12 protein-coding genes are annotated in these 15,936 nt (G+C 39.9%); 2 read left to right on the top strand and 10 right to left on the bottom strand.

Annotated features, from left to right (window positions below):
• Positions 1 to 29 precede the first annotated feature (29 nt).
• The 6 genes from KZP23_RS10720 to KZP23_RS10695 form a co-directional block, all read right to left on the bottom strand.
• Positions 30 to 1,862, bottom strand: coding sequence for a RagB/SusD family nutrient uptake outer membrane protein (locus tag KZP23_RS10720; protein ID WP_226336230.1), 1,833 nt, complete (start codon positions 1,860 to 1,862; stop codon positions 30 to 32).
• Positions 1,863 to 1,875: 13 nt separating this feature from the next.
• Positions 1,876 to 5,271 (bottom strand): SusC/RagA family TonB-linked outer membrane protein, encoded by a 3,396-nt coding sequence (locus KZP23_RS10715; protein WP_226336229.1) that lies wholly within the window; start codon positions 5,269 to 5,271, stop codon positions 1,876 to 1,878.
• Between the two features lie 154 nt (positions 5,272 to 5,425).
• Positions 5,426 to 6,508, bottom strand: a complete 1,083-nt coding sequence (locus KZP23_RS10710) for a FecR family protein (protein ID WP_226336228.1) — start codon at positions 6,506 to 6,508, stop codon at positions 5,426 to 5,428.
• A 426-nt stretch (positions 6,509 to 6,934) separates the two neighbouring features.
• Positions 6,935 to 7,510: an RNA polymerase sigma factor gene (locus KZP23_RS10705; protein WP_226336227.1), complete on the bottom strand. Its 576-nt coding sequence runs from the start codon at positions 7,508 to 7,510 to the stop codon at positions 6,935 to 6,937.
• A gap of 448 nt (positions 7,511 to 7,958) precedes the next feature.
• A complete protein-coding gene (folE, locus tag KZP23_RS10700) occupies positions 7,959 to 8,657 on the bottom strand; it encodes a GTP cyclohydrolase I FolE (RefSeq protein WP_226336226.1) in 699 nt (232 codons plus the stop codon).
• Positions 8,617 to 9,027 carry a 6-pyruvoyl trahydropterin synthase family protein gene (locus KZP23_RS10695; RefSeq protein WP_226336225.1) on the bottom strand — a complete coding sequence of 137 codons (411 nt, stop codon included), beginning with the start codon at positions 9,025 to 9,027 and terminating at the stop codon, positions 8,617 to 8,619. The genes folE and KZP23_RS10695 overlap by 41 nt, the downstream gene beginning before the upstream one ends.
• A 407-nt stretch (positions 9,028 to 9,434) precedes the next feature.
• On the opposite strand from KZP23_RS10695, the gene KZP23_RS10690 reads away from it, so the two are divergent.
• Positions 9,435 to 10,160, top strand: a complete 726-nt coding sequence (locus KZP23_RS10690; RefSeq protein WP_226336224.1) for a murein L,D-transpeptidase catalytic domain family protein — start codon at positions 9,435 to 9,437, stop codon at positions 10,158 to 10,160.
• Positions 10,161 to 10,207: 47 nt separating this feature from the next.
• On the opposite strand, the gene KZP23_RS10685 is transcribed toward KZP23_RS10690, so the two are convergent.
• From KZP23_RS10685 to KZP23_RS10670, 4 genes are all read right to left on the bottom strand, one after another.
• Positions 10,208 to 11,842, bottom strand: a complete 1,635-nt coding sequence (locus KZP23_RS10685) for a L,D-transpeptidase family protein (RefSeq protein ID WP_226336223.1) — start codon at positions 11,840 to 11,842, stop codon at positions 10,208 to 10,210.
• 66 nt (positions 11,843 to 11,908) lie between these two features.
• Positions 11,909 to 12,757 carry a 3-deoxy-8-phosphooctulonate synthase gene (gene kdsA / locus KZP23_RS10680; RefSeq protein ID WP_226336222.1) on the bottom strand — a complete coding sequence of 283 codons (849 nt, stop codon included), beginning with the start codon at positions 12,755 to 12,757 and terminating at the stop codon, positions 11,909 to 11,911.
• Between the two features lie 4 nt (positions 12,758 to 12,761).
• Positions 12,762 to 13,313: a KdsC family phosphatase gene (locus tag KZP23_RS10675; protein WP_226336221.1), complete on the bottom strand. Its 552-nt coding sequence runs from the start codon at positions 13,311 to 13,313 to the stop codon at positions 12,762 to 12,764.
• Position 13,314: 1 nt separating this feature from the next.
• Complete coding sequence (locus KZP23_RS10670) at positions 13,315 to 14,859, bottom strand: bifunctional GNAT family N-acetyltransferase/carbon-nitrogen hydrolase family protein (RefSeq protein ID WP_226336220.1); 1,545 nt, start codon at positions 14,857 to 14,859, stop codon at positions 13,315 to 13,317.
• Between the two features lie 159 nt (positions 14,860 to 15,018).
• Between KZP23_RS10670 and KZP23_RS10665 the strand changes: the two genes are divergently transcribed.
• On the top strand, positions 15,019 to 15,921 hold the full coding sequence (locus KZP23_RS10665) for a mechanosensitive ion channel family protein (protein WP_226336219.1): 903 nt from the start codon (positions 15,019 to 15,021) through the stop codon (positions 15,919 to 15,921).
• Positions 15,922 to 15,936: the final 15 nt, after the last annotated feature.

Genomic DNA, 15,936 nt, shown 5'->3' with positions numbered 1-15,936 from the left:
ACGTTTTTAATTTGGAATCTTACTACCGACTAGTAACCAGGAAACTGAACCAAAGCTTTATTCCTGTCGATTTCCCTTTGAGGTATTGGATAAAAATAGAATTTATCCCTCCAGTCTGCCCGGGTAAAGGCAACCACTCTTTGATGGAATGCTGGATCAGACATATATCCACCTGCTTCAATATTCATCCCATGAAACTCTCCTCCTTGGTGATCTTCTTCAGTATCAGGAATTTTCCATCTTCTTACATCCCAGTAGCGATGTCCCTCGTACATCAATTCAATCTGTCTCTCCAATCGGATTTCCTTTCGCATAGTGGCTTGATCTGTACTTCCTTCATAATCTGCCAAACCTCCCCGGTTCCTGATTTCATTGAGATAAATCAATATATCAGGATGGCCCGGAGAATATTCATTGAGTGCCTCTATATAGTTCAGGTATATCTCTCCCAAACGGATCATCATGGCTGGTCTTCCAAAGCTTGTTCCACTTCTGAAGTCGGAATTTGGATGAATGTTCTTCCTTGCCGTGTATCCTGTAATCGGCCAATCCCGCGGAGCCCCTTGCTTACCACTGTTTCCAGTAAAATAAAACTCCACATAATCAGACCCAGGCACGGACACTACCGGCACAGTAGCCCCATTAAACGTTACATTGACATAGAACCTTGGCTCCCTTCCGACATACATATTATAAGTACCCGCAGCATAATATTCACTTGCCTCTGAAGTAAATCCGGATTCAGTATACCCACTGGTTGGGTTATCAATGCTTTTACCGTTGGCCATTCTAAAATCATCCACCATCTCTTGGGTTACAGCGATACCATTCCAAGCTTGGCCATTGGCATTCCTAGGAGAACAATGTCTTTCCCAAGAGCCGAAAACATTATTGTCCGGCCTCAACCAAATCCCCTCTGTATCCCAACCATCGTACATCAATTCTTTACTAGAGAGATATCCTTTTACAAAAGGATCTTCATGGTCTACTTCATAAAGGTCCCATAAGCCCATATCGATCAATTCCTTTGCTGCATCAGCCGCATCCTTCCATCTTGCCTCCTCATAAGTCTGGTTAAACAAAACAGTCCCATCCTGGTTTTTAAAATTACCCAAACTTGTATTTCCATTGAACAAAGGGCTGGCATGATACAGCAAAATTTGGGATTGTACTGCTTTGATGATTGGTTTGGTAATCCTTCCTGTTTGCTGTAAATCCTCTTGGCTCGGATTATTGGGATTTAGATGCTTTTCTGGCACCAGCTCATGGGCTTTATCCATTTCAGAGAGCACATATGCTACACATTCGTCCCAAGTACTTCTTGGAATTTGAAAATCACCTTCTGGAGGTAGTGTGCTTTCCCCCATAATCACTATTGGCCCGTACTGCTTCATCATCAACCAATAGAAATATGCCCTCAAGAACCTGGCTTCTCCCTTGTATTGGGTAATCAACTGTGGTCCGCCTGGTTGCTCAAATATTTCCTGGTTCATATCAATATTTTCGAGAAAAATCCCTGCAGACCTAATGGTTTGATAATACCTGTCCCAATGATTGGGGTTGGTATTTACCGGTGTAAGTGCCCCTGAGTTGATCGCCGGTTGAGACCATGCATAGTTTACTTCATCAGACTGTCCGCTCCATGGCGTACCATAAGGCTGATCCCACATCTGGGGAATGGGGTTATATATCCTGGCCAGCCATTCTTCGGTCATGTTTTTGTTGGTAAACACGTCCTCCAGCGTAGTGATATTATCAGGAACAGTATTCAAAAAGTCCTCATTACAACTTGAAGAGAAAAGCAACTGTCCCATTAAGGCCAAAGCAATTAATCTATATTTTTTATCATTAAAGTTCATCATTTTTCTCTAGGTTTTATTGAAAACTAGCTCTTACACCAAGGTTAATGGCAGTAGTATTTGGGTATGCAGTTCCTCTGCCATCACCCAATTCAGGATCCCATATTTTCCAAGGAGAGAACGTCAAGAGATTGGTTCCATTCACATAAACCCTAAGGTTTTTCATACCATATTTTTCCAAGGATTTCATACTGAAATTATAGGCTACCTCAGCATTCTTCAACCTGATATAATCAGACCTGTACAGCCACCAGGTACTCCCATAATAATTGGTAGTCACATCCTGTCTAGTGGATAATCTAGGATAAAAGGCATTAGGATTGGGATTTTCGGGAGTCCAACGGTCCAAGGCTTTTTTGTATAGGTTCCCCCTTGTTGGACCTTCTGCAAAAGGAGTGGTACCTGTTCCTCCTGAGTACATAAAATCAGACATTCCAGCTCCTTGGAAGAACACCACAAATTCAAAGCGTTTAATCCCTACTCCTAAATTAAGACCGTACAAAATCTGGGGAATAGAACCGTAACCAATCGCTTTCTGGTCATAACTATTGATCATCCCGTCTCCGTTCAAATCTTGGTATTTGATATCCCCAGGACGGATATCTCCAGCCTGCTCAGGAGAATTCTGGATATCTTCTTCATCTTCAAATAATCCTAAAGCAACATAACCAAATCGCTGATCTATACGATGTCCTACCCTATTTTCCCAAGGATGTTGCCAAGGAGGAAGCCCATCATATACGTTTTTGTTTTGGTTGTAATTAAATGTTCCCCTAAACGACACAAAGTCCAAAAGAGCACTGGATGGAAAATATTTATTATAGTTGAGCGTAACATCAATCCCCTTGTTTTCTGTGATCCCTATATTGCCATACGGGATATTAGATGTAAATCCAGAGGCTCCAGGAATATCATTTTGTATCAACAAAATCCCTGTACGACGTTCTTTAAAAAGTTCCACGATCAAGGAAAGGTCATCATCTAATGAACTGATTTCTATCCCTAAATTATGGCGCTTACCGGTTTCCCAAGTCACATCTGAGCCTACTTGTCCCTCTTCAAGTCCTTCCCAGGTTCTTGTATTTCCTGGCACACCAAATGTATAGCCTGAACCACCTCCCAAATCATTTATTCTTGTTTGGAAAAGGAACCTTGAGCCGGTATCACTGTTACCTGTCAGTCCGTAGGTATACCGGAATTTCAAATGACTGATGACATTTTTAATGGGCTGAAAAAACTCCTCATTGGAAACCAACCATCCTGTACCAAAAGAAGGGAAAAAGCCATATCTTTTCTTGGGAGAGAAGTTTTCTGACCCAGAATACCCAAAATTGGCCTCGATAAAATACCTTTCATCATAACCATAGGTTCCTCTTCCAGAAAGTCCTCTATGTCTAAAAGGAATGGAAGCAATTAAATCACCTGCATCACCATTCACATAGTCGGATTGATAATACAGTAATAGGCCTGAAACATCGTGCTTACCAAAAGAGCGATTGTAATTGAGGGCTGTTTCCGTATAAAATTTCCTGTTTCCTCCTCTTGAATTATTAAAACCAAGGACATCGGATCCCGGCGAAACCACTTGGGTAATCAGTTCTCCATTTTCATCTCTTCCAGTGGCAATATAGGTCTGTACGCTTCTAGTTCTGTTCAAGTTATTCCAGCCATAAGCATCAAAGGAAAACATGGTCGTTGCACTTAATCCTTCTGTAATGGCATCAAGTTCTTGTCTGAGGCGAATATTTGACCGGATAGTGTTTCTGAATTCTGTAGCATAGCCGGACTGTGTCAAATCTTTATAAGGGTTGGGAATATTCCCGCCTCCCGATACTTGTGGCCATTGACCATTGGAGTACCTTGTTGGGATGACATGGGGAGGTGTCTGTGTAGCCTCGTCAAAAAGGGCTCCTGTTCCAATACCAGGATAATTACCATTAATGATAAAACCGTTAATTCCCAATTCCAGTTTTGTGGTCTTGGTCACCTTTACATCCACATTTGTTAGGAAATTGAATCGATCGACTTTTAACTGGGAATTATAAGACTGTACCTCATCATTTTTCAACATGCCTGTTTCTGAGAAATACCCTGCTGAAACATAATAGTTGGCAAAATCCGAACCTCCTCTAACATTCACATTGGCACTTCTATTATATCCATATTTATTGAACAGCTCATCATACCAATTCACGTTGGGGTACAAATCAGGGTCTTCACCGGAAATATGCTTGAGGATCTGTTCTTCAGTGTATTGTGGACTTCTGCCCCTAACTTCCAAACCTTCATTGTATAAGCGCATAAAATCCGCTGCATCCACAAACTCCGGCAACTGGGTGAACTGGGTGACGGCATGATTAACTTCCACATTGATTTGTGGTTTTCCGGGCTGACCCGATTTTGTGTTGATGATGATCACCCCATTGGCCCCTCTAGCACCATATACTGCTGTGGCAGATGCATCCTTCAGGACTGTAAAACTCTCGATATCTTCGGGATTAATGTCATTGATCCCCCTATCCGGTACACCGTCCACTATTAACAAGGGACTACGCGGACTTGAACCAAATGTAGCAATACCTCGAATAAATATATCCGCACCATCATATCCCGGTTCCCCACTTCTCTGTACTGAAACAACACCTGCTAACCTTCCTCCTAGGGAATTGGTCAAACTTCTGTTGGGCAATTTAAGCTCTCCTGCTTTTACAGTTGATTGGGACCCTACCAAACTCACTTTTTTCTGTTCTCCAAATCCAACCACTACCACTTCTTCCAGGGCCTCGGTGTCTTCCTCCAGAACTATCTCATACTTACTAGAAGCACCGATCTCCACTTCCAAGGACTTATAGCCCACAAATGAAACCAGGATCTTCGGATTTGCTGTGATCAATGTCAGCGAAAACTCACCATCCACATTGGCGGCTACACCATTTGTGGTCCCGATTTCCACGATATTTGCACCGGGAATAGTAATCCCTTCTGTATCTTTCACGACGCCAAAAATGGTCCTCTCTTCCTTGACCTGAGGTTCCTCCTTTTTTGTTTTGAATTTGGCCTTTACGACATTGACAGTATTGTTGAGCCTCATAAAATCCAGCGAGGCCTGATTACCAATAAAGCCTAGCACTTCAGTTAGTTTTTCATTGTTAAAAGCTTTCGTGATACGTACACTCTTATCCAAATCCTTGCTGTCATAGGAAAACTTCAACGGAGTCTGTTTCTCTATTAAGCTGAAAGCCTTTTCCAGACTATGGTTTTTGAAAACCACATCCACCACAATGGGCTCTTCCTGCCCATGTATTCCCATATTTTTTCCATCTGCACGTAAAATCCCCACCACTCCTATACATAACCCCAATACCAACAGGAAACAATGTCGGTATTTAAGTTCAAGTAATGTTTTTTTCATACTTTTGTTTGGTTTTAATAATTAAGAACTGTTAAAACATAATGCTCAATTCCTGTTCATCCCCATGTCCAGAATTGAATTGCAGGGGTAATGCACATTACCCCTGTTTTGTTTTATGAAGTATTTATTTTTGACATTTTGGGTTTATTTTTGGTTAATATATTTTCACTTGGTCTCCGGTTATTTCAAACTTAAAGCCTTTTACAAAGGCCATACTTTCAAGGACATTTTCCAGACTTTCATTATCAAAGCTTCCCGTATAATTCCAATCCTGTTTTTTTATTTTTTCTCCCTGAATGGCTATCTCCACCCCGTACCACTTTTCTAATTCCCTCCAGACCTCTTCGCTATTTGATTTGTTAAATGAAAGAATGCCCCGTTTCCATGCCAGTACATCTGACTCATCAAACTTCCCCTTTACAAAACTTATTTTATCCTTGACATCTACAGCTACCTGCTCACCAGGTATCAAAAGCGTAGATTCCTTCATCCCTGTATTGCTGACCATATTGACCCCAACCTTACCGGTGACCAATGAAATACTTACCCTTTCCTTTTCCTGCTTTATATTAAATGAAGTGCCCAAGGCAGTGGTCACCGTACCATTTGATTTGACCCTAAACGGGCGGCTATCTTTGGCGACATCAAAAAACGCCTCTCCTTTCAAGGTCACCATTCTGACCGTATCATTAAAAATTTCCTCAAAATAGATCTGGCTAACTGAGTTTAAAGTTACAATAGTCCCATCGCTCAACCTAGTTGTCAATTTCTGTCCCTTTTCCGTAGATTTGGTTACATAAGGCACCTCTTTGAATTCTGGAATATCTTCCCTTGTATCTTCCCATATCCACATTCCAATAAATCCAATTATCAAAACAGCTACCGAGGCCACCCAAGCCCAACTATTACTTCTTTGGGACTTATATTGGTAATGCGTTTTTCTATCATGGAGAGCCACTATTTGGGCCTCCTTTTTAGAATTTTCAGATTGATCGATTTTTTTATTGATTCTTCGTTGCAGTTCCGATATTCTTTCAGGACTTTGCTCTTGCTCAAAATTCAGCTTATTGATGATTTTCCTCGCTTCTTTGGCATTATGCTGTAAATGAGGGAACCATGCAAGCACCTCTTCCCAGTCAACCTTAGAATCCATTCCTTTTACCCAGTCAATAAACGACTCATCCGAAAGAAAATCCTCTACTTGGTACTTTTGATATTTAATATTCTTGTCTTTCAAGGTAATTCAGCTATGATCTTTACCCCTAAATCCCCCGATCCAAGAAATTACTCCCTGATTTATGTGAAAATTTGAAAAAAAATTCTGTTCTAAAAAATGATGATATTTTCTTGACAAACCATCGGGTAAGTTTGACGGCTCCATAAACACTTGGCTGTCCCTGACTTTATAAATATGGAGCAAAATAGAGACCTCAAAAAAATCAATTTTCACAACCTTTTTAATATGTACCCTGTCTGATTATCCGCCATGATACCTGAAGCTAGAAATCCTTTGATGAAGCGGGGCTGAATCCTGTCTAACTCCCAAGTAAAATGGAAGATTGAAGGCCGAAGCAGGTATTGTTTTAGTTTAAACAATCGTTCAGAACCTCTTTTAATCTTAACTGGTACAATTGGGGATATACATATTATCCGCAAATAAAAATCAAGCTGACATATTTTTTCTCAAAATCATCATGGCCTTCGAAAGTGCATTATAAACCGACTTCTTTGTCAGCCCAAGGATTTGACTGACTTCATCAAAACTCAAACCATTATAATACTTTAAATAAACGATTTCTTTTTGCCTAGAACTAAGCTTTTTAAAGCACTGGTTTAAGATCTTCATTTGCTCCTGACGGGAATCTTCCTCCATAAAGGATGTTTCCAGTTTAGCATTAAAATCAATTGAAGAATCTGGTAGCAACCTTCCTATCAAAGAGTACCTCTTAGTATTTCTCTTTAGTGTTTTAAGTAATTCTTTTCTAAAAGCAGCCATTAAATAATACCTTATATTATCAGTGACTTTTAACTGGGTTCTTTTCTGCCATATCCTACAAAAAACCTCCTGCAAACAATCATCTATTATATGTTCATCACTTGTAAAACTTTGACCGTATGACTGTAAATGCCCTACATGAACGTTAAAAATATGGTCAAAAGCTAATCGATCACCTGATTTCATGTCAATCCATAACTGATGATCCTCTTTTTGGCAATAGGAAACTTTAATTAAAGGCATAATAAGGTCAAATGGGCTAATCTACTATCACAAACAAGTTGAAAATATCAATAAAAACTCATAAATAAAAACAAATAATATCCATTGAATTAATATATAAAATTTTCAACAACAATTCGGAAGTTAAACAGATTTAAACAATTAACAAAAAACACCCATTTTACTTAAAAGAAAAGTTTTACCGTAAAAGCTAATATAGTATGTCCGCAACGGCAACTAAATTAGTATTTGCCAATTGGTATCACTTAAACTGCGTATAGCTAAAACATTAAAAAGTATGTGCCCTTGCTTTTCTAGGACATAATGCGGACAACCCTTAGTCTATGATAAGATAAACACTGGGGCCTCTCATCTTTTATTTAGAACGCTATTGAATTAAGTCCTTTTGAATAAGAAAGGCCGAAGGAATTATCCCACGGCCTTTCATTATTTTTACTTAAGGGAAAACTTACCCCATCGTAATGTACTGCATAAACTCAGCTCTGGTCTTTTCGTCTTGATCAAACTTACCACTATAAAAAGAAGTAACGGTCTTACTATTCACATCCTTAACTCCTCTAGAGGACACACACATATGATGAGCATCGATCACTACAGCTATATCTTCTGTTCCTAAAATTTCCTTCAACTCATTTCCTATTTGCATCGTCAACCTTTCCTGAACCTGTGGACGTTTAGCAAAATACTGGACGATCCTGTTGATTTTGGACAGACCAATTACATGACCATTAGAAATATATGCGACATGGGCTTTTCCATATATAGGCACAAAATGATGCTCACAGTGAGAGAAGAAGGTAATATCTTTCTCCACCAACATCTCGCTGTACTTATACTTATTTTCGAATAGTTTTACTTCAGGCTTATTCTTTGGGTCCAGACCACTGAAAACTTCCTGTATAAACATTTTCGCAACTCTACGAGGGGTTCCGCTGAGACTATCATCCTTCAGATCCAATCCTAACACATGCATGATCTCTTTAAAATGTTTTTCGATAAGCTCCATTTTCAGCTCATCATCCATCTCAAATGCATCGTCTCTCAATGGTGTCTCATGGGAAGTCCCTATATGTTCATCCCCCATTTCATCTATAGACCTATCTATATTAATCCCCGTCGTATTCAACATAATTTCTTTCTGTTTCATATAATCGAACCGTTAGATCGTATTTTTCTTCTATTTCTTTCCTTAAAATATTCCAAATAACCACAGCAATGTTTTCTGCAGTTGGGTTAAGTTGTTTGAATTCATCTGTATCGAGATTTAAATTTTTATGATCAAACTTCTTTAGTATTCGTTCCTTTATGAGATCGCTTAGCACCTTCATATCATACACGTAACCTGTTTGTGGGTCGATCTCTCCTACCAATTTAACGACCAACTCATAATTATGGCCATGAAAGCTCGGGTTATTGCACTTACCAAAAACTGATTGATTTTTTTCATCTGACCATTCTGGATTATACAATCTATGCGCCGCATTAAAATGCTCCTTTCGGTAAACCGATACTTTCATATATTACTTCAACTTTTTAAATCTGTCTGATAGGTGATCCAAGAATCCTCACATTCCCTATCAAAACACATATTTGCTCTATAATGTTTTACCACGCAGAAAAACTTGATCAATTTGTACAAACCAAGTTTCTTGAAATCAACTGCTTGATATATTTTAAGACCGCAAAACTAACCAAATAATATTTCAAATGCACCCCATTCTACGATTAAGCTTTTCAAATACCAAGTATTGATCAGCTTTTACGCTTATTTCAGGATTAAGAACATCAATAATTAGATTTTCAGTTCATTTTCACAATGATTACTTTAATTTTGCGTTATGAACCAACGCAACTATTCTCCTGTTTTACAACAAATTACATCACCCACTTCTACAAAAGAAAATAATTTCAGTAACGATTACCTATGCTAAAGAAATCTGGATTTATCCTGACACTTTTGATCAGTCTCATCTTATTTGCTTACACTCCGGCTCGGGAAATAAAGCCAATACCTCATTCAGCCGAAACAAGGAAATTGAGCACTGTGATAATAGAAAAAATAAAAAAGGAGCTATTGGAGGGGAATTTTGATAGTTCATTATCAGAGGAAGCCTTAAACCATGGAGTTTATGGATACCTAAATTTAATCCAATCCGGCCTGATAGCCCCTAACAAACCTTTGACGATCATAGACTTCAGTCTTCCATCCTCTTCTAAAAGACTTTGGACCATAGACCCCAAAGATGGCCAGATCCTTCACCACACTTATGTTACACACGGCAGAAACAGTGGCAACCTAATGGCTACCAAATTCTCCAACACCAATGCCAGTTTTATGAGTAGTCTCGGTTTTTACCTGACTGCAGAAACCTATTATGGAAAACATGGCTATTCTCTAAGACTCGATGGATTGGAAAAAGGACTCAATGACCAAGCCCGTGAAAGGGCCATCGTTATACATGGTGCCGAATATGCCAACCCTGAATTTATCCAAAAAACGGGTAGACTTGGACGAAGCTTGGGCTGTCCAGCCTTACCTATGAATGAATACAAGAAAATCATCGATACCATCAAAGATGAAAGCTGTCTGTTTATTTACGCCCCCCAAGAAAACTATGTCAGTAGCAGTCAATTATTGGCAAGGCAATAAAACATCAGCAAACATTTTGCACCAAATCTTACCAGCTACTATTCTGCTTAATGAAAAAGTGCCTCGGCGATTGCTTCATCCCTGTCATAGATATCTTTTCTGATATAATCCTTTCCGCTGGCATCCCTCCAAAAAGTAAGATATAAAATCACCACAGGTATTTTCTTCTTAAGCATCACGGTCGTTTCCTTTCCTGAATGCATGGCTTCAAAGATTTTTTCCTTGTCCCATAGAGAATTATCCTGAAGTACGATCTCGGCAAATGCCTCAGGCTTTTGAAGCCTGATACAGCCATGGCTGAATGCCCTAATATCTTTATCAAAAAGTGATTTGACGGGAGTATCATGAATATAAACATTGAATTTATTGGGAAAAATAAATTTCACAAGTCCCAGTGAATTATGTGGGCCTGGTAACTGCCTAACCATATAAGGAAAATTCTTTGATGAGACCTCCGACCAATCTAAACTGGCAGGATCCACTTCTTTACCCGAATATGTCAAAATCTGCATATGGTTGCTGCTTAAATAACCTGCATCCTTTTTGATCTTTGGAATCATCTCTCCCCTGACAATAGAAGCAGGCACCGTCCATGTTGGGCTAAACACAATATAAGACATCTCACCATTAAACACCGGCGTTGATCTATACTGCTTCCCTACGATCACCTTGGAGCTGAACAGCGTATCCAAACCATTGCTCTGAACATAATCAAGCTGATAGTTGGCAATGTTCACCATAATAAACCTATCCTCTATCACTGTATCCGGCAGCCACCTGAGCCGCTCCAAATTAACAGCTATCCTTCGAATCATATCTGCAGGAGTTTCATTTAAAGCCCGCACGGTTTCTGGGCCTATTATCCCATCTGCATTTAAGCCAAAGCGCTTCTGAACCTTCAAAACTTCCTTCATCAGGGCCGAATCATATAAATCATCCCCTCCACTTTCTCCTCCAACCAACCTTGATCTTATCTCAGGTATCAGGCGATTGCTATCTCCCAACTTAATCAGTTTTTTATAAGTTAATTTAGCCACTCTCTCCTCTGAGGATGATGCCATTTCATAATAGTCCCTTAAACTTTCTCTGATATTTGCATAAACCTTATAGTCTGGCCAAAATGTCTTGATGCTTTGCCCAATGGTATCACCCTGAATGGCACTTTCAAGTACCTCCTCAAACTTCACCTTCACCTTTTTAGCCTGAATTTGCCAACCTGTTTTGATGGCTTCTTGTGGAATCTTCCCCTTGTACAGGTCTGTAGCCATCTTCAGGTAGCTCTCAGAAAAAATCAAATCAATATATGCCAGTTGAAGGGAATTTTCTCCCATTTGTTCAATCTCGAAATGTTGAATAATATCATCTATTTGCTCCAAATAATAGTCACTGGGCAATAATCCATCATAAAGCGATGCTTCCACTTGATCTCTTAAAGCCACTGCTTGACTACTTAGTCGGCCTCCACTGGTCCAAGCTGCTTGAAATCCTCTATTGGAATAAAATTTTATCAATAAATCATATTGACTAAAATTCCCTATGGCACCATGGGACAGTTCTCCCAAACTACTTGACTCTAACAAATTCCTGATCTCCCCAGATACATCAGTCTCCTTTGATTGGGCATAAACGGAGTTTAAAATGAATAAAAAAGAAATAGCGAAAGCAAAAATGACCTTATTCATATACAAAGATTTATTCCCTTGAATTTAAAAATTAAAAAGCCGATCAAATCGGCTTTTCAAACTTATTTATTGAACTTCAAAATCCACATATCGCTGACCAAGGCTCCAACTTTCCTTCAGCATGCTCAAGAAATCCGCCATCCTATGTAGTGGAATCATATTAGGCCCGTCACTAAGGGCCTTGGCAGGTTCTGGATGTGTTTCAATAAAGAACCCATCCACGCCAGTAGCTGCTGCAGCCCTGGCCAAAAACGGTGCAAACTCCCGCTGACCACCACTGGAACCGCCTTGCCCTCCAGGCTGCTGCACAGAATGGGTAATATCAAAAACAACTGGAGCAAACTGTCTCATGGTTGGCAAAGACCTCATGTCCACTACCAAATTATGATAGCCCATGGTAAAACCTCGCTCGGTAAGGCATACATTGTCATTTCCGGTTGACCTTACCTTGCTGACAGCATATTGCATATCCTCTGGCGCCATAAATTGCCCCCTTTTGATCTTAATGGCTTTGCCTGTTTTTCCTGCTGCTAAAAGCAGATCTGTCTGCCTACATAGAAATGCTGGGATCTGTAGTACATCGGCCACCGCTGCTACTTCATTGGCTTGATAGCTCTCATGAATGTCAGTTACGATAGGCACGCCCAGTTCCTTGCCTACTCTTTGGAGCACTTCCAGGGACTGATCCATCCCTATTCCTCGAAAGGAACCTGAGGAAGTCCTATTGGCTTTATCAAATGATGCTTTAAAAACATAAGAAAAACCATTCTTTTCTGCCTCTGCTTTTACGGTACTGCCTATTTCCATGCAGATATCAAAACTCTCCACGGCACATGGCCCCGAAAACAATACTGGCTTATCTTTGCCCAAAACCACTTCATCGGTGATTTTCATGACCTGCTTAAATACTTGCATGATGCTATTTTTCTATCAATTCTTTAATAATCTTTTTCAATAGTCCCTTGGAGCTCAATATCAAATCACCTACCTCGCGGAAAACACCCCTTCCACCGGCCAATGAAGAAACCATGTCCACTTCCTCCCTTACATAAGGTAAAGCATCCAATGGTGCTACGGACAGGCCTACTTTAGCAAGGATAGGTAAATCAATCAAATCATCACCGATATAAGCCACCTCTGATAATTTAAGATTAAACTCCTCCAATACCTCATACAGCTTTTCTCGCTTATCCCTAATGCCATGATAGTGAAAATCAAAGCCCAGCTCCTTACACCTACTTCGCACCACCGGCGAATTACGACCAGTGATGGCACCTATCATTACACCATTGTTTTGCAAAACTTTAACGATCAGTCCATCTTTTACATTGAATTTTTTCAATTCCAGATAATGATCATCATATATCACTCCTCCATCTGTCAGCACCCCATCCACGTCGGTAATGAGCAGTTTGATTTTGGAGGCTTTTTCATAAATTTCTTCAGGAATATCCTTAAGGTAATTTTTCATATCAATTATTTTTTTTCCACTGTATGGAATACAAATCCAGTCTTCTTTGCTCCAGGTTCCTGACACTTCCCACCTTCCTCAACTTGGTCAATAAGTCCAAATCTACATCAGCCACAATAGTCGTTTCGGTATTAAGTGAAGCTTCTGCCACTACGGCATCATGCGGAAAAGAGAAGTCTGAAGGAGAATAAATCGCTGCTTGGGAATGCTGAATATCCATATTTTCCACCCTCGGCAAATTCCCTACGGAACCGGTAATGGCCACATAACACTCATTTTCCACAGCCCTGGCCTTGGCACAAGTACTCACACGAAGGTAGGCATTTTTGGTATCAGTCCAGAAAGGCACAAATAAAATATCCATCTCTTGCTCAGCCAAAATCCTTCCCAATTCTGGAAATTCCACATCATAACAAATCAAGATCCCAATCCTCCCCGCATCTGTATCGAAAACTCGTATACCATTTCCACCTTGAAGCCCCCAGTAAGACTGTTCATCCGGAGTGATATGTAGCTTATATTGCTTATCCGTGGTACCATCCCTACGACAGAGGTAACTCACATTCCTGAGCTTCTTTCCATCATACTCAGGCATACTACCGGCTATGATGTTCACATTATAGGACAAAGCCAAATCCTGCATTCTTTGAACTACCTCATCTGTATAATCAGCCAAATTCCTAATTGCCTCAGAGGCATCCATATCATTGAAGTCAGCCAGTAATGGGGCATTGAAGAATTCAGGCAGCAAACAAAAATCCGATTTATAGCCCGATACAGTATCGACAAAGAATTCAACCTGTTGCATCAGGTCATCCACATCACTGAATCGGCGCATTTTCCATTGCACCAAACCTAAACGGACAATGGATTTTTGGTTGCCGATGAGCTTTTCTTCTTTCTCGTAATATATATTATTCCACTCCAGAAGGGTGGCATAAGCCCTGGATTCTTTGTCTTCCGGGAGGTACTTTGTAATCACCTTCCTTACGTGAAACTCATTGGCCAGCTGAAAGGACAATACCTGATCATAAATTTCCTTGTTTTTGACCAGTTCAATGTATTTCCTTGGCGTGATTTTATCGGCGTAGTTCTTATAGCCAGGAATCCTCCCGCCAGCAATGATAGATCGTAAATTGAGGTTTTCGCAGAGCTCCTTTCTGGCATCATATAACCTCCTGCCCAATCTTAACCCACGATATTCCCTATCCACAAACACATCTGTACCATACAGGGTATCCCCATTTTCCATATCATGGGTATCAAACTTCCCATAACCGGTGATTTCGTCATAGGTATGGTTATCACCAAACTTGGAATACTCTACTACCAAACTCAATGCAACAGCGACCACCTTCCCATTGTCCTCAATACAAATCTGACCTTCTGGGAATGCCTTGATTTGATTCTTAAACTCTTGCTTGGTATAGGTCATTTCCTTTTCCTTATAAATAGAGATCATGATATCTCTGATATTTTCAAAATCGGAAAGGATTACATTTCGGAGTTTCAGCCGGTGCTCCAGCTCTTCTTTTTGTTTGCTCATGCTTCAATTAGCTCTATGATCACACAAATATGGTAAACAAAATCAGTGTTCTAATTTTCAACACAAAAATAATTCCTTTAACCCACAACTGGTTTCCCAATATAAATATTATTATTTTGTACCATACAAATGTTTTTGAATCTCAATTGCCCAAAAAACATGGAAGAACTTTTACAAGATGTAAAGAAGGACGGTTTTAGTGCCTTCTTGGACAAGTTTAATGAATTATTGGAATACGTAGTCGTCACCCTCGGCGAATCCAAATTGACCGTAGGTGAAATTATTGCGATTGCCTTTTCTATTTTTTTATTGCTTATCGTGACGGAATGGATCCGAAAATTCACTGTCAATAGATTGCTCACCCGTTACAATATGAATATTGGAACCCGACAATCGGTAGGGACCATTATTCGCTATGCCCTACTAATTTCGGGCTTTGTCATCATCGTCCAGAATTCAGGAATCGACCTAAGCGCACTGGGAATACTTGCCGGTGCCCTAGGTGTCGGCATCGGTTTTGGCCTGCAAAATATCACCAATAATTTTATCAGTGGCCTAATCATCCTTTTCGAACAACCCATCAAAGTCGGGGATAGAATAGAAGTGGCAGATGTCAATGGTGATGTCATCAAAATATCCGCCAGGTCAACCATGGTGGTCACTAATGACAATATATCCATCATCGTTCCAAACAGCCAATTTATAGACAGTCCAGTAATCAACTGGTCACATAACGACAGAAATATCCGCTTTAATTTTCCCGTGGGGGTTTCTTATAAAGAAGACCCACAAAAAGTCAGGTCTATTCTCATGGAGGTCGCCACCAATAATGAAGGGGTCCTCAACAAGCCCAATCCGGATGTTTTGTTTACAGATTATGGGGACAACAGCATCAATTTCAACCTAAGGGTTTGGACCTCTGATTATATCAACAGACCTAATGTATTAAAGAGTCAACTTTATTATGAAATATTTAGAAGGTTCAATGAAGAAGGAATAGAGATTCCATTCCCACAGAGAGATCTACATTTAAAGTCTGGATTTGAAAAGCTTGAAAATTAGTTGTTTATTTACATT

It is taken from the genome of Echinicola marina, from assembly GCF_020463795.1.
Lineage (GTDB): Bacteria > Bacteroidota > Bacteroidia > Cytophagales > Cyclobacteriaceae > Echinicola > Echinicola marina.
Note: the sequence above shows the minus strand (reverse complement) of the source record. Positions and strands in the feature narration are given on the sequence as shown.